At 69.1% G+C, this 18,361-nt stretch carries 19 protein-coding genes and 1 pseudogene; 15 read left to right on the top strand and 5 right to left on the bottom strand.

Annotated elements, in window-relative coordinates:
* The first annotated feature begins 4 nt into the window (after window positions 1-4).
* The 3 genes from AB5J62_RS28885 (at window position 5) to AB5J62_RS28875 (ending at window position 1,838) form a co-directional block, all read left to right on the top strand.
* Window positions 5-364, top strand: a complete 360-nt coding sequence (locus tag AB5J62_RS28885) for a DUF1304 domain-containing protein (protein ID WP_370943076.1) — start codon at window positions 5-7, stop codon at window positions 362-364.
* Between the two features lie 101 nt (window positions 365-465).
* Window positions 466-1,038 (top strand): hypothetical protein, encoded by a 573-nt coding sequence (locus AB5J62_RS28880; RefSeq protein ID WP_370943074.1) that lies wholly within the window; start codon window positions 466-468, stop codon window positions 1,036-1,038.
* A gap of 2 nt (window positions 1,039-1,040) precedes the next feature.
* Window positions 1,041-1,838, top strand: coding sequence for a DUF3592 domain-containing protein (locus AB5J62_RS28875; protein WP_370943072.1), 798 nt, complete (start codon window positions 1,041-1,043; stop codon window positions 1,836-1,838).
* A gap of 408 nt (window positions 1,839-2,246) precedes the next feature.
* On the opposite strand, the gene AB5J62_RS28870 is transcribed toward AB5J62_RS28875, so the two are convergent.
* Entirely contained in the window at window positions 2,247-2,864 is a 618-nt protein-coding gene (locus tag AB5J62_RS28870) for a TetR family transcriptional regulator (protein ID WP_370950369.1), read from the bottom strand.
* Between the two features lie 88 nt (window positions 2,865-2,952).
* Here AB5J62_RS28870 and AB5J62_RS28865 point away from each other — a divergent pair, with 88 nt between their 5' ends.
* The 7 genes from AB5J62_RS28865 to AB5J62_RS28835 all read left to right on the top strand — a co-directional run bounded on the left by AB5J62_RS28865 (window position 2,953) and on the right by AB5J62_RS28835 (window position 9,430).
* Window positions 2,953-4,506, top strand: a complete 1,554-nt coding sequence (locus tag AB5J62_RS28865) for an anthranilate synthase component I (protein WP_370943070.1) — start codon at window positions 2,953-2,955, stop codon at window positions 4,504-4,506.
* Window positions 4,499-5,038, top strand: coding sequence for a Trp biosynthesis-associated membrane protein (locus AB5J62_RS28860; protein WP_370943068.1), 540 nt, complete (start codon window positions 4,499-4,501; stop codon window positions 5,036-5,038). The genes AB5J62_RS28865 and AB5J62_RS28860 overlap by 8 nt, the downstream gene beginning before the upstream one ends.
* 140 nt (window positions 5,039-5,178) lie before the next feature.
* On the top strand, window positions 5,179-5,988 hold the full coding sequence (trpC, locus tag AB5J62_RS28855) for an indole-3-glycerol phosphate synthase TrpC (protein ID WP_370943067.1): 810 nt from the start codon (window positions 5,179-5,181) through the stop codon (window positions 5,986-5,988).
* A complete protein-coding gene (trpB, locus tag AB5J62_RS28850) occupies window positions 5,967-7,193 on the top strand; it encodes a tryptophan synthase subunit beta (RefSeq protein ID WP_370950368.1) in 1,227 nt (408 codons plus the stop codon). The genes trpC and trpB overlap by 22 nt, the downstream gene beginning before the upstream one ends.
* Window positions 7,193-7,975, top strand: a complete 783-nt coding sequence (gene trpA, locus AB5J62_RS28845) for a tryptophan synthase subunit alpha (RefSeq protein WP_370943065.1) — start codon at window positions 7,193-7,195, stop codon at window positions 7,973-7,975. The genes trpB and trpA overlap by 1 nt, the downstream gene beginning before the upstream one ends.
* Window positions 7,976-8,165: 190 nt before the next feature.
* A complete protein-coding gene (locus tag AB5J62_RS28840) occupies window positions 8,166-8,729 on the top strand; it encodes a Uma2 family endonuclease (RefSeq protein ID WP_370943063.1) in 564 nt (187 codons plus the stop codon).
* Between the two features lie 23 nt (window positions 8,730-8,752).
* The gene (locus AB5J62_RS28835) at window positions 8,753-9,430 is read left to right on the top strand and encodes a peptidoglycan recognition family protein (RefSeq protein WP_370943061.1); all 678 of its coding nucleotides are present in this window, start codon (window positions 8,753-8,755) and stop codon (window positions 9,428-9,430) included.
* A 134-nt stretch (window positions 9,431-9,564) separates the two neighbouring features.
* On the opposite strand, the gene AB5J62_RS28830 is transcribed toward AB5J62_RS28835, so the two are convergent.
* Window positions 9,565-10,884 carry a glutamine synthetase family protein gene (locus tag AB5J62_RS28830; RefSeq protein WP_370943060.1) on the bottom strand — a complete coding sequence of 440 codons (1,320 nt, stop codon included), beginning with the start codon at window positions 10,882-10,884 and terminating at the stop codon, window positions 9,565-9,567.
* Between the two features lie 29 nt (window positions 10,885-10,913).
* Between AB5J62_RS28830 and AB5J62_RS28825 the strand changes: the two genes are divergently transcribed.
* Genes AB5J62_RS28825 through AB5J62_RS28810 form a run of 4 tightly spaced genes read left to right on the top strand, consistent with a single transcriptional unit; the run spans window position 10,914 to window position 14,461 of the window.
* Window positions 10,914-11,330: a hypothetical protein gene (locus tag AB5J62_RS28825; RefSeq protein ID WP_370943059.1), complete on the top strand. Its 417-nt coding sequence runs from the start codon at window positions 10,914-10,916 to the stop codon at window positions 11,328-11,330.
* Between the two features lie 46 nt (window positions 11,331-11,376).
* Window positions 11,377-12,168 carry an APC family permease gene (locus tag AB5J62_RS28820; RefSeq protein ID WP_370943058.1) on the top strand — a complete coding sequence of 264 codons (792 nt, stop codon included), beginning with the start codon at window positions 11,377-11,379 and terminating at the stop codon, window positions 12,166-12,168.
* Window positions 12,165-13,298: an amidohydrolase family protein gene (locus AB5J62_RS28815; RefSeq protein WP_370943057.1), complete on the top strand. Its 1,134-nt coding sequence runs from the start codon at window positions 12,165-12,167 to the stop codon at window positions 13,296-13,298. Before AB5J62_RS28820 ends, AB5J62_RS28815 begins: the two co-directional genes overlap by 4 nt.
* Entirely contained in the window at window positions 13,295-14,461 is a 1,167-nt protein-coding gene (locus tag AB5J62_RS28810; protein ID WP_370943056.1) for a M20 family metallopeptidase, read from the top strand. Before AB5J62_RS28815 ends, AB5J62_RS28810 begins: the two co-directional genes overlap by 4 nt.
* Window positions 14,462-14,493: 32 nt before the next feature.
* Here the strand turns inward: AB5J62_RS28810 and AB5J62_RS28805 are convergent, their stop codons facing one another.
* Window positions 14,494-15,405 carry an ArsR/SmtB family transcription factor gene (locus tag AB5J62_RS28805; RefSeq protein ID WP_370943055.1) on the bottom strand — a complete coding sequence of 304 codons (912 nt, stop codon included), beginning with the start codon at window positions 15,403-15,405 and terminating at the stop codon, window positions 14,494-14,496.
* A 71-nt stretch (window positions 15,406-15,476) separates the two neighbouring features.
* Here AB5J62_RS28805 and lgt point away from each other — a divergent pair, with 71 nt between their 5' ends.
* Window positions 15,477-16,565 (top strand): prolipoprotein diacylglyceryl transferase, encoded by a 1,089-nt coding sequence (gene lgt / locus AB5J62_RS28800; RefSeq protein ID WP_370943054.1) that lies wholly within the window; start codon window positions 15,477-15,479, stop codon window positions 16,563-16,565.
* Here the strand turns inward: lgt and AB5J62_RS28795 are convergent.
* A complete protein-coding gene (locus AB5J62_RS28795; RefSeq protein WP_370943053.1) occupies window positions 16,509-17,573 on the bottom strand; it encodes a diacylglycerol kinase in 1,065 nt (354 codons plus the stop codon). The genes lgt and AB5J62_RS28795 overlap by 57 nt on opposite strands.
* Window positions 17,570-18,164: pseudogene (locus AB5J62_RS28790) on the bottom strand (SDR family oxidoreductase). Before AB5J62_RS28790 ends, AB5J62_RS28795 begins: the two are co-directional and overlap by 4 nt.
* Between the last annotated feature and the right edge of the window lie 197 nt (window positions 18,165-18,361).

Here is an 18,361-nt window from a genome sequence, read left to right as displayed (position 1 = left end):
CCCGTTGAACGTCGTGGCGAACATCCTGGTCGGCCTGGTCGCGCTGATCCACCTCTACATCGTCGTGCTCGAGATGTTCTTGTGGACCTCGAAGGGGCCGAAGGCGTTCGGCATCACGCCTGAGTTCGCCAAGGAGTCCGCTTCGCTGGCCGCGAACCAGGGGCTCTACAACGGTTTCCTCGCGCTGGCCTTGATCTGGGGCCTGATCGCGACCGGCTCGACCGGCTTCCAGTTCAAGCTGTACGGCCTGATCTGCGTCATCGTCGCGGGCATCTACGGCGCGCTCACCGCGAGCAAGAAGATCCTCTTCGTGCAGGTCGTGCCCGGCACGCTGGCACTGGTCGCGGTGCTGCTCGCCGGCTGAGCACCTGATGTGGTAACGCCCGCGGCCGCCGATCGGTTGCCCGGGTGAGGGAAGTCGGACAAAGCGCCCGTTAGTGCAGGTCAGAGCGGTATTTTCGCCGTATGTCCGACACTGGGGATTTCCGCCGGGTCCGCTTCTTCGGAGCCCTGCTCGGCGACGACGTCAATCGCCCGGGGCACCGGCCCGCCGACCCGGCACTCGCGGGCGCCGCCGTGAAACGCCTGCTGGACCGCGGCGTCGCGATGCTGGGCGGCGGCGTGGCGCTTTTCGCGATCGGCGTCGGCATCCAGGTCATGTTCGACCCCGAAGGCGGCTCACTCGAAGCCTGGCCGATGATCGCGGCGCTGCTCGCCGGTCTGCTGTTGATCCCGTACGGCATCACCGGGCTGGGACGCTGGCGGCCCCGGGTGCGGGCAGCCCGGACCGGGCCGTGGCGGGCGGGAATCGCGCTGCTCGGCGAGTCCGGCCGGAAGAACAGCGCCCGGCTGAGCGTGCGGTACGACGAGGGTGACGTGGACTCCTTCACCACGAACACGCCGGTGGCCTTTCCCTTGCCCCACAAGGTGATGACGGGCGAGCAACGGGTGTGGATCAACGGCGAGGGCCACGACGTGACCGTGATGTTCGAGTACGGCCCGTTCCTGGTCGCCGCGCGCCGCGACGGGGAGCGTTGATCATGACCAGCGCGACCGATTTCCGTCGTACGACCTTCCTTTCCGTGCTCGGCAAAGGCGACGACGTGAACAAGCCCGCCACCACGCCCGCCGAGCCCGATCACGCGCCGGCCGCGGTCGCGCGACTGCGCAGGCGGGCGCTGCGCTTGGTCATCGCGGGACTGGTTCTGTTCATCGCGGCCTGGGGCATGGTCGGGTTCGTCCGTTACCGGGACGCGGATCTTCTGAAGACCGAAAGCAGAACCCACGGCGTCGTCTTCGCCATGATCGTTTCCGGGAAGTTCGAGTCGATCGGCATCGAGTACTACACGGACAACGGCGTGCGACGGCTCGAGTTCGTCGATGTGGACGACGCGGGCGCCTACCACGAGAACGATCCCGTCACCGTCATCTACGACCCGGCGGACCCGACCCGGATCCGGACTGAGGCCGACCCCGAACTGCCGGGCCTGGTGCGGACCGTGACCGTGGTTTCCACGTTCCTCACCATCATCCTGGTGCTGTCGGGACTGATCGGAACCAGCCGATGGCGCCGCCGGTCCGCCGCGGCGCGCGCCGAGCCGTGGCGTGCGGGCACCGCGACGCTCGCGCGGTCGTCGGCAGGCAAGGCGCGGACCAAGCTGCGCGTGCGTTTCCAGACCGAGGAGCAGGACTACAGGACGACCGCGCCGGTGATGCTCCCCATCCCGCCCGCGTTGTTCGACCGCGACGAGGTCAAGGTCTGGATCAACGGCACCGGCGACGCGGTGACCGTGATGTTCGAGTACGGCCCGTTCCTGGTCGCCGCCAAGCGCACCTGAACGGGGGCGGCGTGAGCGTCGCGGGCGGTTATTGAGCGGAAGGCCAAAGGTGGCGTCTCTCGCTCGGCCATGGTGAGGGTCGTGTCCCGCTCCGCGGCGGTATGGGCGCGGCTGGACCACACAAAGGCCACCTTTGTCACGCTGAGCGTGACATGGGCCCCCTTCGTCACGTCCAAGACCTCAACAGAACCGCCCGAATAGGACGTAGCGGACTAAACTTCACGCCCGGCGTCCTTTGTGGACACGAAATCAGGTGTGGCTCACCAGCGAGACGACGTGAACGCCCCGTTTACAACGTCCAAAGTTGTGAACGGGGCGTTCACGTCGTCCCACCTCGCGCAGCGGCCACATCTGCCTGCCGCATTTTCCCTTCCGGAGATTAGAACCGCCTGCAACGCTCACGAGCGTTTAGTCCAGGGGACCGGTCAGGTAGCGCTGCAGGTTCGGCGCCACCGCCCTGATCACCGTGTCGTGGTCCGCCGACGCCAGCGGCTCGAACTTGGCCACGTACCTGACGATGCCCATGCCGACCATCTGCGACGCGCACAGTGTCGCGCGCAGGTCCTGCTGGTCGACGTCGATCTTCGCGGCCAGCAGTGCGAACACCTTGTTCATGAACAGCTCGCGCAAGGCCTGGGCCGCCAGGTCGTGGCCGGCGATGCTGCGGATGAGCGCGGGGAAGACGCCGCCGTCGGTGGCGTCCCAGACCGTCAGGAAATTGCGGACGATGCGCTCGCCGAGGCCGTCGATGTCGCCGTCCAGAAAGGACGCGATGAGCTGGGTGGGGTCGAACGGGAGGTGGAGCACCGCCTGGGCGAACAGGTTCTCCTTGCCGCCGAACCAGTGGTTGACCATGGCCGCGTCGACGCCTGCCTTGGTGGCGATCGCACGCACCGTGGCGCCCTCGTAGCCGTACTCGCCGAAGACGGCTCTGGCGGCGTCGAGCAGTGCCGTCTTGGTGTCTTGGCCTGCGGGACGGCGGCCTCGGCGTTTACTCTCGGGCGGGGAAGCGTTCACGTCAGACATCATGAACGCAGCGGCGGCAGAATTCAACAGGCAGTGAATTTGTCCCCCGCCGTGGGGAGAGCCGGCCGGTTTCGGCACAATGTGGTCCATGGTCACTGCCGCACACGCAGGTCTGGGGTCGGTCAGCCCGAGCCGTGATGAGTTCCGCGCGCTCGCCGAGGGCAGGCGCGTCATCCCGGTCGTGCGCCGTCTGCTCGCCGACGGGGAGACGCCCGTCAGCCTCTACCGCAAGCTCGCCGGGGACCGCCCCGGCACGTTCCTCTTCGAGTCCGCCGAGAACGGCGCCTCCTGGTCGCGCTGGTCGTTCATCGGCGTGCGGAGCCCGGCGGCGCTGACCGTGCGTGACGGCGCACCGGTGTGGGTGGGGAACCCGCCGGTCGGCCTGCCGACCGACGGTGACCCGATGAGCGTGCTGCGCGAGACCATCGAGACGCTGCACACCGAGCCGCTCACCGGCATGCCGCCGCTGACCGGCGGCATGGTCGGCTATATCGGCTACGACGCCGTGCGTTGGCTGGAGCGGCTGCCCGAGCTCGCGGCCAAGGACATCGAGATCCCCGAGCTCACCATGCTCTTCGCGACCGACCTGGCCGCCTTCGACCACCACGAGGGCACGGTCACGCTCATCGCGAACGCGGTCAACTGGGACGACTCGGCCGAGCGGGTGGACGCCGCCTACGACGACTGCGTCCGGCGGCTCGACGAGATGACGCGTCAGCTCGCCGTTGCGACGCACCCGACGTCCAATGTGTTCGATCGGCCGGTGCCGGAGTTCAAGCGGGCCCGCACCAAAGCCGACTTCGGGGCCGCGGTCGAGAAGGCCGTCGAGGCGATTCACGCCGGTGAAGCGTTTCAGATTGTCCCTTCGCAACGGTTCGAGATCGAGACGCAGGCCGACGCGCTCGACGTCTACCGCGTGCTGCGCACCTCCAACCCGAGCCCGTACATGTACCTGCTGCGGCTCGAAGGCTTCGACATCGTCGGGTCCAGCCCGGAATCGCTGGTGACCGTGCGGGACGGCCGCGCGACCACGCACCCGATCGCGGGCACGCGCTGGCGCGGCGTCGATCCCGAAGAGGACGCCCAGCTCGCCAAGGACCTGCTCGCCGACGAAAAAGAGCGTGCCGAGCACCTGATGCTGGTCGACCTCGGCCGCAACGACCTGGGCAAGGTCTGCAAGCCGGGCACCGTCCGCGTGGTCGACTTCTTCGAGGTCGAGCGCTACAGCCACGTCATGCACATCGTCTCGACGGTCACCGGCGAGCTGCGCGAGGACAAGACGGCCTACGACGCCGTCGCGGCGTGCTTCCCGGCCGGGACGCTCTCCGGCGCCCCGAAGGTGCGCGCCATGCAGCTGATCGAGGAGCTGGAGCCGACCAGGCGGGCGCTGTACGGCGGCGTGGTCGGGTACCTCGACTTCGCGGGCGACGCGGACACCGCGATCGCCATCCGCACCGCGCTGATGAAGGACGGCACCGCCTACGTGCAGGCAGGCGGTGGCGTCGTGGCCGACTCGAACGCCGAATACGAGGACAACGAGTCGCTCAACAAGGCCAGGACGGTGCTGTCCGCGGTCGCCGCCGCGCAAACGCTTGCCGCGGCCGCCGAACTCGACCCGGCGGGTGACTCCAGCGTTGTCTAAACCACAGAGCCGTCCACTGTGGATCGTCACGGTGCTCCTGCTGCTCGGCGCGCTCGCGCTCTGGGGCGGTTCGCGCTTCACCTGGTTCGCGGAGTTCCGTGACGGCGGTGTGCGCGGGACGGTGCTCTACACCGAGAAGGGCGACCAGCGCGCGACCGTGCTCGTGCCGCTGGCGCTGCTCGCGCTCGCCGGTGTCGCGGGCATGGTCGCCACCGGCGGGTGGGCCAGGCGCGTGCTCGGCGTGCTGCTCGCGCTCGCCGGGGTAGCCGCAGCGTGGGCCGCGGTTAACGGTGTTTCCTTTCAGTTCGAGGCAGGTCTGCCGTCCGGCGCGATTCTCACCGGCCGGACTTTGGCTCTGCTCGGGGGAATTTTCGTGCTGGCCGGCGGGTTGCTGGGCATCAAGCACGCGAGTGCCATGCCGCGCATGGGTGCGAAGTACTCGGCGCCCGCCAAGAAACGTTCTGCTCAAGATCCGGACACGGAGCTGTGGGATGCGTTATCAAAGGGCCAGGACCCGACGACAGACCACTGAGTGCCTGCAAACGGACTAACGCGATGCCCCGGCCCAAGGGCCCTCACCAGCGCGGGTTAGCATCTTTTCAGCGGGAAGGGGAAGGTTTTTGTGAGCGAGACTGCGAAGGAACCTTTGAACACTGCGGTTGAGGCTGCCCGGTGAGCGTGCTCGAAGACATCATCGACGGCGTGCGCGCCGACCTCGCCGTGCGCGAGGCCGCCCTGCCGTTCGACGAGCTGAAGCGGCGCACGGCGGACGCGAAGCCCGCTCGTGACGTCATGGCGGCGCTGAAGGAGTCGGGCATCGGCGTCATCGCCGAAGTCAAGCGGCGCAGCCCGTCGAAGGGCGATCTCGCGGAGATCGCCGACCCCGCCGCGCTCGCGCGTGACTACGCCGACGGCGGCGCCCGCGTGATCAGCGTGCTGACCGAACAGCGCCGCTTCGGCGGTTCGCTCGCGGACCTCGACGCCGTGCGCGCCGCGGTCGACATTCCCATCCTGCGCAAGGATTTCATCGTCAGCCCGTACCAGGTGCACGAGGCGCGCCTGCACGGCGCGGACATGGTGCTGCTGATCGTCGCCGCGCTGGAGCAGAACGCGCTCGTGTCCTTGCTGGACCGGGTCGAGTCGCTCGGCATGACCGCGCTGGTCGAGATCCACAACGCCGAAGAGGCCGACCGCGCGCTCGAAGCGGGCGCCAGGGTCATCGGCGTCAACGCGCGCAACCTGCACACCCTCGAGGTCGACCGCGACGTGTTCGCCCGGCTCGCGCCGGGCCTGCCGATGGACGTCTTCAAGATCGCCGAATCGGGTGTCCGCGGTCCGGGCGACCTGATGTCGTACGCCGGTCACGGCGCCGACGCGGTGCTGGTCGGCGAGGGGCTCGTCGCCTCCGGTGACCCGAAGGGCGCGCTCGTCAAGCTGGTCACGGCCGGCTCCCACCCGGCCTGCCCGAGGCCGTCCCGGTGACGGAGCAGAAGCACAGCAAGCACGACCCGGACGAGAAGGGCCGCTTCGGCCCGTACGGCGGCCGGTACCTGCCCGAGGCCCTGATCGGCGCGATGGACGAGCTGTCCGCCGAGTACGACAAGGCCAGGCTGGACCCGGAGTTCACCGGCGAGTTCGCCCGGCTGCTCAAGGACTACGCGGGACGCCCCTCGCTGCTCACCGAAGCACCGCGCTTCGCCGAGCACGCGGGCGGCGCGCGGGTCTTCCTCAAGCGCGAGGACCTCAACCACACCGGGTCCCACAAGATCAACAACGTGCTGGGCCAGGCGTTGCTTACCAAGCGGATGGGCAAGAAGCGGGTCATCGCGGAGACCGGGGCCGGCCAGCACGGCGTCGCCACGGCGACCGCGTGCGCGCTGCTCGACCTGGACTGCGTCGTCTACATGGGCGAGGTCGACACCGAGCGCCAAGCGCTCAACGTCGCGCGCATGAAGCTGCTCGGCGCCGAGGTCATCCCGGTCAAGACCGGGTCACGCACGCTCAAGGACGCGATCAACGAGGCGCTGCGCGACTGGGTGACCAACGTGGACACCACGCACTACCTGCTCGGCACGGCGGCCGGTGGCCATCCGTTCCCGGTGATGGTGCGCAACTTCCACAAGATCATCGGCGAAGAGGCCCGCGCCCAGATCCTGGAGCAGACCGGCAGGCTGCCGGACGCCGTCGCGGCCTGCGTCGGCGGTGGCTCCAACGCGATCGGCATCTTCCACGGCTTCATCGACGACGCGGACGTCCGGCTCGTCGGGCTGGAGCCGGGCGGCCACGGCATCGAGTCCGGTGAGCACGGCGCGACGCTGACCGAGGGCACGCCGGGCATGCTGCACGGCGCGCGCTCGTACCTGCTGCAGGACGAGGACGGCCAGACCATCGAGGCCTACTCGATCTCGGCCGGTCTCGACTACCCGGGCGTCGGCCCGGAGCACTCGTGGCTCAAGGACACCGGCCGCGCCGAGTACCGCTCGGTCACCGACGACGAGGCCATGCAGGCGATGAAGCTGCTGTCGCGGACCGAGGGCATCATCCCGGCCGTCGAGTCGTCGCACGCGCTGGCCGGCGCGCTGGTGCTGGGCCGCGAGCTCGGCCCGGACGGCCTGATCCTGGTCAACCTGTCCGGTCGCGGCGACAAGGACATGGACACCGCCGCCAAGTACTTCGGGTTGGTCTGATGAGCACGCTGGACGATCTGTTCAAGCAGACCCGCGCCGAGGGCCGTGGCGCGCTGATCGGGTACCTCCCGGCCGGTTTCCCGACCGTGGACGGCTCGAAGGACCTGCTGTCGGCGGTCATCGACGGCGGCGCCGACCTGGTCGAGGTCGGCGTCCCGTACTCCGACCCGGTGATGGACGGCCCGACCATCCAGCGCGCCGCCGAAACCGCGCTGGACAACGGCTTCCGGCTCAAGCAGCTGTTCGAGGTCGTCGAGGCGGTGTCGTCGCGCGGCGGCAAGGCCGTCGTCATGACGTACTGGAACCCTGTCAACCGTTACGGCGTCGACGCGTTCGCGCGCGACCTGGCGTCGGCAGGCGGGCTCGGCCTGATCACGCCGGACCTGATCCCCGACATGGCCGACGACTGGATGGCCGCTTCGGAAGACCATGGGCTGGACAGGATTTTCCTTGTCGCGCCGTCCTCTTCGGAGCAGCGCCTCGATCTGACCGCGAAGGCTTCTTCGGGCTTCGTATACGCGACAGCTGTCATGGGCGTGACAGGCGCGCGTGACAGTATCGGTGCGGGCGCTGAAGAACTGGTGCGCCGCACTCGCGCTCACACGGAATTGCCGATCGGCGTCGGGCTGGGTGTGCGCTCCGGCGCGCAGGCCGCCGAGGTCGCGGCGTTCGCGGACGCGGTGATCGTCGGCTCCGCGCTTGTTACGGCTTCTGACGGCGGAACGGACGCTGTGCGCGCGCTGTCCGCTGAACTCGCCGAAGGTGTGCGAAAGGTCGTTTAACGCTTTAAGAAGCGCTGCGAAAGGACCGTTTTCCCTTTAACAAGAGGGAAACGGTCCTTTTGCCGTTGGTGGCGTTGGGCGGAGCGGAAATTTCTCTCGATACTCCCGGTGTGTCAACCACCGACAAGGAGTCACCATGTCACACTGGGCAACGGCAACATTGCACAATCCGTGCGAAGGGGGGAGCGTCATGGTCGCTCCAGCCGAAACCGAATCCGAATCAGTGCCGATACGACCAGGCGGCTGGACCGCCGAAGATGTATTGGCCTTCACCGAAGACCAGTTCCCCGGCCAGCGGGTGGAACTCGTGGACGGGGCGCTGCTCGTGAGCCCCGCACCGTCCTCCGGTCACCAGCGTTTGCTGCACCGGCTTCAACTCCAGCTGGCCGCCGCGCTGCCCGAGGGCGCGGAACTGCTGCCGGGCGTGAACGTGCGCCTCGGCAACAAGAGGTTGCTCGTCCCGGATCTCGCGCTGGTGGCGCCCGCCGGGATGGAAACCTCGTGCTACGACGAATCCGACCTGTTGCTGGCGGCGGAGATCGAGTCTCCGTCCACCAGGCTCAGGGACCGCGGCCTCAAGCTGGCGCTGTATGCCGAGGCCATGGTGCGGTACTACCTGCTCGTCGACCCGGATCTCCACGCCGCCACGCTGTTCGAGCTCGGCAGCGGTGAGTACGTGCCGATCGCGCGCAGCCAGTCCGGCCGGATCGAGATGGACAGGCCCTTCGAGACCACTGTGGACCTGACCGTCTGACCTGGCATTTGTACGAAAACTGTATGGCCGGTCGGCAGTATCTCCCCATGGAGATCGACTACGACCGCCGCGGTTTTCTGCGCACGGCCGGGCTCATCGCGGGTGCGGGCGCGGCGGGACTGCTCTTTCCCGGAGTGGCCACCGCCGCGTCCGCGCCCAAGATCTACGGCTGCGCGGACTGGAAAGCGCGGCCGCCGTCCGATCCGCTGACCACTGTGGACCGTCCGGCCAACCGGATCCTGATCCACCACATGGCGAACGCCAACAGCCCCGAAACCTCGCTGGCGCACGGATGTCAGGTCTGCCTGGACAACCAGCAGGACCACATGGACAACAACGGCTGGTCCGACACCGGCCAGCACTTCACGGTCAGCCGAGGCGGCTACCGCTTCGAAGGCCGCCACGGCAGCCTGAGCGCACTGCGGTCCGGCAAGCAGGTCGTGCGCGGCGCGCATTGCCCTGGCCAGAACGAAAACGCCATCGGCATCGAGAACGAGGGCCTGTACACCACGGCGGAACCGCCACAAGCGCAATGGAAGTCCCTTGTCGTACTGTGCGCCTATGTCTGCAGGCAGTACGGCATTCCGGTGACGGAGATCAAGGGACACCGGGACTTCTTCAACACCGAATGCCCCGGCGACCTGCTGTACTCGAAACTTCCCCAGCTGCGCGCGGACGTCGCTGCCGCGCTGGGGCACTAGAGGTTGTGAGGGGCATGCGGCGCCCCAGCCCCGCATGCCCCTCACGACTCCCAAGTCCGGGGATAAAGCCCGCTAAACTCCCGGGGATAAAGCGGGCTTTATCCCCGGGAGTAAAGCCCGCTTTATCCCGGTCCTCAGGGCAGCCAGCGGCGGGCTTCTGTCAGCTGGGTGGGGGAAAGTTCTTCGCAGACACGGATTTCGGCCTTGCGGACGTCGGCCAAGGTCGTCGCCAGCTCGGCGCCGAACGTCGAGTTGAGCAGCTCGTCCGACTCGAACGCGGCGACGGCTTCGGCGAGCGTCGTGGGCAGGCGCTCGGCGTCGGGGAGCGTGCCGGGGTCGACGTCGAGCGGCTCGGGCAGCTCCGCGTGGCCGAGCATTCCGTCGAGCCCGGCGAACAGCAGCGCGGCCACGACGAGATACGGATTCGCCGTGAGGTCGAAGCACTTGACCTCGAGATTGGGCGACCGCCCCGTGATCAGCCGCAGCGGAGCTTCCCGGTTTTCCAAGCCCCACACCCGGAACACCCCGGCCCAGTGGTGCGGTTCGAGCCGCAGGTAGCTCACGACGGACGGCGCGCCGATCGCCATCAGCGCGGGCAGCCGTCGCAGGATTCCGGCGCTGAACCCCTCCGCGAGCGCGGTCATGCCGAACCGACGGTCCCCGCCGCCGAACAGATTCTCACCACCCGCGGACACGCTCAAATGCACGTGCCCGCCGTTGCCGACGCCCGCGGGCGCGTACTTCGGCGTGAACGACGCGCGCAGTCCGTGTGCCTGACTGACCTTGCGGATGGTCTCCCTGACCAGCACCAGGGTGTCGGCCGCGCCGACCGGGTCCTCCGCCCGGACGGACAGCTCGAACTGCCCGTCCGCGTACTCGGGATGGATCTGCTCGACCTCGACACCCTGACTATCCAAAGTGGACACGATGGCGCGCAGGTAGTCCGCGTGCTCGGAAAGCCTGGTGTACCCGTACGCGGGCCCGCCGACGGGCTCGTCCAGCACGGCCACCCACTCGACTTCGAAGGCCAGCGAGACCGTGAAGCCGCGCGTGCCGAGCATGCGCACAGCGTGTTTCGCAAGGCTGCGGGCGTCCTGAGGGTGGACCGCGCCGTCCTGGGTGCGGCGGTCGCCGGGCGCCCAGGCCCAGCCCGGCTGCGCGGCGAGCACGGTCAGCCGGTCCAGGTCGGGGTGCAGCCGCAGGTCACCGACGGGGCCGCGCGAGTACTGCCCGCCGGTGATCTCGTCGTTGAACAGGAAGAAGTCGAACGAGTTCGACGCGCCGACGCCCCAGGCGGCGGCCTCGGGCAGCGCGCGCAGCGGGACCGCCTTGGTGCGGACGATGCCGCTGTTGTCCACGAACGTGGTCGCGACCAGTTCGACGCCCTGCGCGGCCAGCGGGCCGGTCAACTCCAGGGCCCTTGCCTCAATGGCTGCCCGATCGAACTCGCTCATGGCTCCCCTATCGCGGTTGAATGCGGGTCATGTCTGGACTCAAGCGCACACTGTCGGTATGGCAGGCCGTGGGTCTGTCCGTCGCACTCATGGCACCCAGCATGGCCGCGAACATCAACCCGCAGCAAACCGCGGCCGCGGCCGGGCGCGCCGTCCCGCTGGCGTTCCTGCTCTCGGCCGTCGGGGTGCTGCTGGTGGCGTACGGCTTCGTCCGGATGTGCCAGTACTACCAGCACGCCGGGTCCGTGTACGCCTTCGTCGGCTCGACGCTCGGGCCACGCGCCGGCGTCGTGTCCGGGATCGGTCTGCTGGGCACGTACACCTTCTACGCCGTGGTCACCTGCTCGGCGGCAGGCAATCTGGGCACCGCGTTCTTGACCCAGCTGGGTGTCTGGGTGAACCCGCCGTGCGGTCCGGCTGGGCTCGCGCGCCGAGGTGCGACCTGACGTATTCCAACCCGAAACCGGACCGTCCGGGCTCTTCCTGGGTGCGGTGTTCGGGTTCCTCTCGTTCGCCGGGTTCGAGGCGGCCGCGACGCTTGGCGAGGAGACGCGTGACCCGAAGCGCAGCATCCCGCGCGCGATACTGGGGACGGCCTTGTTCGGCGGGGTGTTCTTCGTCGTGGTCACCACGGTCGAGATGCTCGCTTTCGGCTCTGACGCGGCGAAATTCCACGATTCGCCCTCGCTGCTCGGCGACCTCGGCACGGCCTACGTCGGTGCCTGGGTCGGTGACGTGATCACCTTCGGCGCGGCCGTGAGCGCGTTCGGCTGCTGCCTGGCGTGCGTGGTCGGCGGGTCGCGGCTGCTCTTCGCGCTCGGCAGGGACGCGTTCGACGGCCGCGGCGTTGCCAGGACCTCCGCGAACGGCGCACCCACGGTTTCGGCGACCGTCGTCACCGGGCTGGCGGCGCTGGTCATCGCGGTCTGCGCGGTGTTCTTCGGCGCCACCCCGCTGGACACTTTCGCCTGGTCAGGGTCCATCGGGACGCTGATACTGCTGGTCGTCTACCTGCTGACGACACTCGGCTCGATCCGGCTGGTGTTCGTCCAGCGCAAGCTCGCCGTGCCGCGCTGGCAGGTCGTTTTCCCACTCTGTGCACTCGTGCTGCTCACATACACGGTCTATGTCAATGTCATCCCCTATCCGGAGTCCGGTCCGGCACAATGGTTCCCGGTGGTCGCCGCGACGGTGCTCGTGCTCGCCGTCTCGCTGGTGCTCGCCAGGCCAGCGTTCGCCCGTCGAGTGGGGGAGCGGTTGTCCCTCGCCGAAGGAGGAGCGTGACGGTACTGCCTTTCGTGGCCGATCTGCCGCTGGTGGATCACCACTGCCACGGCCTGGTCACCGCGGAACTGGACCGCGTGGGCTTCGAGGAGATGCTCACCGAGGCCGACACGGTGTCCCCGCTGGGCACGACGGTGTTCGAGTCGCTGATCGGGCTCGCCGTGCGCCGCTGGTGCGCGCCCGTGCTGGACCTGCCGACCCGCGCGCCCGCCGGCGAGTACCTCGCGCGCCGCGCCGAGCTCGGCGCCGACGAGGTCAACCGGCGCTTCCTGCGGGCTACCGGCATCACGGACTTCCTGGTCGACGGCGGATTCCAGCCGGACAGGCTGACCACGACCAAGCAGCTGGCCGGGCTCGCGAGCGCACGCGCGCACGACATCGTCCGGCTGGAGGTGGTCGCCGAGGACGTGGTCCGCGGCGGCACCACGGCGAGTGGTTTCGGCGAGGTGTTCGCCGCCGAACTCGCCCGCCGCGCGGCGGGCGCCGCGGGCGTCAAGTCGATCGCGGCGTACCGGGTCGGCCTGGCGCTTTCGGGGGAGCGCCCGAGCGCGGCCGAGGTGTCCGAGGCAGCGGGCAGGTGGCTGGCCAAAGTGGACACCGGCGACGAGGTTCGCCTGGCCGACGAGGTGCTGCACCGGTTCCTCATCTGGACCGCGATCGACCTGCGGCTGCCCGTCCAGCTGCACGTCGGCTACGGCGACTCGGACGTCGACCTGCACCGGTGCGACCCGCTGCTGCTGACCGACCTGCTGCGGGCGAGCCGCTCGTCGGGCGTGCCGATCCTGTTGCTGCACAACTATCCGTTCCACCGCAACGCCGCCTACCTCGCGCAGGTCTTCGAGCACGTCTTCGTCGACGTCGGGCTCGCCACGCACAACACGGGCTACCGCTCGGCCGCGGTGATCGCGGAGACGCTGGAGCTGGTGCCGTTCGGCAAGTTCCTGTTCTCCACGGACGCGTTCGGCCTCGCCGAGCTGTACCACCTGGGCACGCTGTTCTTCCGGCGCGGGCTCTCGGAATTCCTGGAGGCGGGCCTCGAAGCTGGCGAATGGTCCGAAGAGGACGCTCTGCGGACAGCGGCACTGGCCTGCTTCGAAAACGCCCGTCGTGTATACCGGTTGGCAGAATGAACGACTTGCACGGACTCTGGGCGGACTGGCGCGCCGCCGTGTCCCACGAACTTCCCTTCGCGACGACGTTGCGCCATCGTCTGCACGCCGACCCCCGGATCTCCGGCGACGAGGAGGACACCGCGCTCGCGGTGCTCGAAGCCATGCCCGCCGGGGAAAGCTTCCGTGTCGCCAAGACCGGCCGCGCCTACCGGCTGGGCTCACCGGACGGCCCGGCGGTGGCGTTGCGCGCGGAACTCGACGCGCTCCCGGTGCTCGAACGCACAGGCGTGCCCTTCGCCTCCGAGACGGACCTGATGCACGCGTGCGGGCACGACGTGCACCTCGCCGCCCTGGTCGCGGTCTGCCGCGCGGCGGCCCACATCGACGTGCCACAACCGATCCTCGCGCTGCTGCAGCCGCGCGAGGAGACGCCGCCGTCCGGCGCGCTGGACATCGTCGACTCGGGCATGCTGCGCGACCAGCGGGTCACCGCCGTCATCGGCGCCCACGTGCAGCCCCGGCTGCCCGCCGGGGTGGTCTCGGTGGTGCCGGGGCCGATCAACGCGTCCACCGACGAGTTCGAGGTGGTCGTCACCGGCCACGGTGGCCACGCAGGCTACCCGCACCTGCTGCGCGACCCGATACTGGCGCTCGCCCAGATCATCGTGAGTCTGCAGCAGATCGCGTCCCGCCGCATCGACCCGGTCTCGGGCGCGGTCTGCTCGGTCGGGCGTATCCAGTCGGGCACGGCCGCGAACATCGTCCCCAACCAGGCGACCGCGCTCGGCTCACTGCGCGTGATGCGCGACTCCGACCGCGAAGCCGCCCTGACCACCCTGCGCGAGATCGTCCAAGGCACCGCCCGCGCCTACGGCTGCGAGGCCGAGCTGCGCATCATGCCGTGCGAGCCGGTGCTGCAGAACGACTCCACGCTCGCCGTCGGCGCGGCGGGCTGGCTGACCCGTGGCGGCGTCACGGTCGACACGGCGTTCCGGTCGTTCGGCGCCGACGACTTCGCGCACTACTGCGGCTCGACGCGCGGCCTGATGATGTTCGTCGGCCTCGGCGACTCGGCGGGCGCCCCGACCCTGCACGACGAACGCTTCCTGCCCCCGGACTCCTCGATCGAGCTGGTCGCCACGGCGCTCGTCGCGGGCTACCTCGCCGCTCTGGGGTCGTGAGTGTTTTGACCGGTTAGAACCGGCCGTACCACTCACGACCCGAGCAGGCTGTGGCCGAGCTGGGTGAGGGTGTGGCGGACGTGCTGGCCCGCGCGGCGGGTGGTGAGCAGGCCCGCTTCGTGCAGGACCGCCAGGTGCGCGCGGATCGTCGAGCGGGGCACGCCGAGGCGCAGGGACAGCTGGGTCGCGGACGACGCGACCTGGAGTTCGGTCAGCACGCGGGCCCGCTCCGAGCCCAGCAGCCGCCCGAGCGTGTCGGCCTGGGCGGTGTCGGCGCACGGGTAGACGAGCACCGGCGGCTGGTCGGGGTCGACCATCGTCACCGGGGCGCCCCAGCAGAAGGACGCGGGCACCAGGGTGAGGCCACGGCCGTGGAGGTGGATCGTGTGGTCGCAGAGGTAGTCGGCCTCCAGCACCGGGTAGCGCCAGCGGATCGACGGGTGCAGCCCGGTCAGCAGGCCGTCGACACCCTTGCCCAGCGCCTGCTTGGCACGCAGCGTCCGGTCCGCCTCGACCATCCGGCGCACCTCGGGCCAGTGCTCGGCCAGCGCCGACTCGTGGAAGGTGCGCAAGCCGGCGACCAGGCCGTCCAGCCGTCCGGTGTCGTGCGCGTCGTAAGCCCAGGCAGGGACCGTCGGGCCGTAGGTGAGCTCCAGGTCCTTGCGCACCGAGTGCTTGGGCAGACGGAGCATCGCGTCGAAGTGCGCCTCGATGTCGGAGTCGTCGAGCGGCGGGGTGAGGAAGTCCGGGAACGAGGTGCCGGGCGGGGCCAGTTCGGCGATCCGGCCGGCGTCGGCCGAGGCGCGCCACGGCTGGAAACGCCCGGGTGCCGTGCGGCTCTGCAGCGTGTTGATGCCCAGCACCAGCTCCCAGAGCGGGTGCGGGTGCTCGGCGACCCGGACGCGGCTCAGGTCGTCGCGAGTGAAGACAATGCGCAGGACCATGGATTCCCCCGTCGCCATGGTACCCGGCAAACGTTTGCCGGAGGTCTCACCGGGGTGTTCTTCTCTCGGGCATGGGCGGGGCACGTTACGGTGACCCCGTGATTTCCGCTGCCGCTCCGTTACTGGCCACGATCCCCAGCCCTGACCGCGGGGTATGGCATCTCGGGCCCATCCCGATCCGGGCATACGCGCTGTGCATCATCGCGGGCATCGTGGTGGCGCTCTGGTGGGGCGAACGCCGCTGGATCGCGCGCGGCGGCTCGAAGGGCGCGGTCGTCGACATCGCCGTGTTCGCGGTGCCGTTCGGCCTGGTCGGCGGCCGGTTGTACCACGTCATCACCGACAACCAGCTGTACTTCGGCGAGGGCAAGAACCCGCTGAACGCGCTGCGGATCTGGGACGGCGGCCTGGGCATCTGGGGCGCGATCGCGCTCGGCGCGGTCGGCGCGTGGATCGCGTGCAAGCGCAAGGGCGTCCCGCTGGCCGCGATGGCCGACACGCTCGCGCCCGCGATCGTGGTCGCGCAGGCCATCGGGCGGCTCGGCAACTACTTCAACCAGGAGCTCTACGGCGATCACACGGACCTGCCGTGGGGCCTGGAGATCTACGAGCGCATCGACGCCGCCGGCAACCGCGACCTGCTCGGCGGGGTCGCGGTCGGGCACGTGCCGCTGGCCGACAGCCCGGTGCACCCGACCTTCCTCTACGAGCTGCTGTGGAACCTCGGCGTCGCGCTGCTCGTGGTCTGGGCGGACAAGCGGTTCAAGCTCGGGCACGGCCGCGCGTTCGCGCTGTACGTCGCGGGCTACACGGCCGGCCGGTTCTGGATCGAGAACATGCGCTCGGACGCGGCGAACCACATCTTCGGCCTGCGGGTGAACGTGTGGGTGTCGCTGCTGGTGTTCGCGGGTGCCGTCGTCTACCTCGTGCTCGCCAAGAAGAAGGGGCCGCGCGAGTCGCCGGAATCCTTGCGCGGCAATGACGCCGAGGACCCGGAGAGCACTGTGGACACTGTGGACAGTGCCGAAGAGCCCGATAAGAAGGTCGACGAGGAGTCCGCCGACGTCACGGCGGGCGCGCCGGCGTCGGACTCCGTGCCGGATTCAGCGCCGGACGAGACCCCGGCCGGTGACAAGGGGAAGGTCGAGGGCGGTCAGTAGCCCAGGTGGCGCCGCCACCACGGCCGGGATCGCGTTCACCAGGCGCATCGCGGTGGCCTTGAGCCCGGCCGTGTTGTGGTCGCCGTCGGTGCCGAGCAGCCTCAGGTCGAGGGTGTAGTTCGGCTCGCCGGTGACCTGCACGCGATAGCCGCCCTGCCCGGTCGGCTGCTGCCAGTCGGGGCCGAGGTCGGGCCGCAGCCGCGTGATGTGCTCGAGCACGCAGACCGGTCGTCCGCCGAGCATGCCCCGCACCTCGAAGTGCAGCGCCGCGACGGTGCCCTTCTCGATCGTGCCGGACGCGATTTCGAACGTCTCCGGCGCGGGCAGCCGCTCGTAGCTCTCTTCGACCGTGTCGAGTTCGACGTCCAGCCCGGCCGCGAGCTGGCGCACGACACTGCCCCAGGCGAGGCTGAGCACGCCGGGTTGCAGCAGCAACGGCACCTCGTCCATCGGCTTGCCGAAGCCCATGATGTCGAACAGCACCTTGCCGTTGTCATAGGTCGAGTAGTCGAGGATCTCCAGGCAGCGCACCTCTTCGATGCGCTCGCACACCCCGGTCAGCACGAGCGGCAGCCAGTCGTTGGCGAAGCCGGGATCGACGCCGTTGACCCACAGCGAAGCACCACCGGCCCACGCGGCTTCGCGGATCGGGTCGCTCATCTCGGGCGGCACGACGCCGTCGGGGAACTGCAGGAACACCGGGCCGCTGGAGACGACGTTGATACCGGCCGCGAGGAACCGTTTGAGGTCTTCGACGGCTTCCATCAGCCGGTCGTCCGCCATCGCGGTGTAGACGACGCAGTCGGGTTTCAACGCCAGCAAGGCATCCGCGTCCGTGGTCGCGGTGACACCGAGCGTCCTGCCGAGACCGGCCAGCTCGCCTGCGTCGTTGCCCTCTTTGTCCTTTGAGGACACCCAGACGCCTGCGAGTTCGAGATCCGGCCTCGCGTCGATGCCCGCGATCGCGTGCCGTCCGACGTTTCCCGTGCTCCACTGAACGATCTTCATAGGTCAGGCAGCCCCAGTTCCAGGTTGGGTGTTTGCAGTCCACCGTCCACTTCGAACACTTTGCCGGTGACGAACTTCCCGGCGCGCGAGACGAGGTAGACGATGGTGGCGGCGATGTCCTCGGCCTCGCCGATGTGCCGCAGGGGAGTGGCGTTCTCCATTTTCCCGCGCCGCGCCGCCGTCGCCTTCGAGCATCGCGGGCGCGGCGGCCACGGTGAGCGCGTGCGCGGTGGAAACGTTGAAGCGAAAGGCTTCTTCGAGGAATTCGGTGGTCGTTTCGAGTATCGGCCTGGGATAGGTCTCGCCGACGTTGTTGACGACGATGTCGAGTCTGCCGAACGTGTCGGTCGCGGCCTGTGCCAAGGAAGCGGCTTCGGCCGGATCGCCGAGGTCGGCCGCGACCACGTGCGCGCGGCGTCCGGCGGCCTCGACCCGCTTGGCGACGAGGTCGAGCTGATCACGGGTCCGGGAGGCGATCACCACGTCGGCGCCCGCTTCGGCGAGCGCGACCGCGGTGGCGGCGCCGATCCCGCGTCCGGCGCCGGTGACCACGGCGACCTGCCCGGTGAGCTGGAAGCGTTCCAGGATCATGGGGCAAAACTGTAACACGTTCTACTGTGGAAATCCTGCACTGGAGAAGGGGGCTCGGGGCGTTACGATCAGGCTGATCAACGGCCGCCTATACTTAGCCGCACGAAGTACTCGCGTGACATCAAGAACGACGTCGTTCTGACCATCCAGATCGTTACCGTTCAGGTGAACACTGCGTCGCATCTCATGCTGCCGAT

The sequence above is a fragment of the Amycolatopsis sp. cg5 genome (assembly GCF_041346955.1).
Taxonomy (GTDB): Bacteria; Actinomycetota; Actinomycetes; order Mycobacteriales; family Pseudonocardiaceae; genus Amycolatopsis.
The sequence above is the reverse complement of the archived record's forward strand: the minus strand, read 5'-3'. Positions and strand labels throughout refer to the sequence as shown.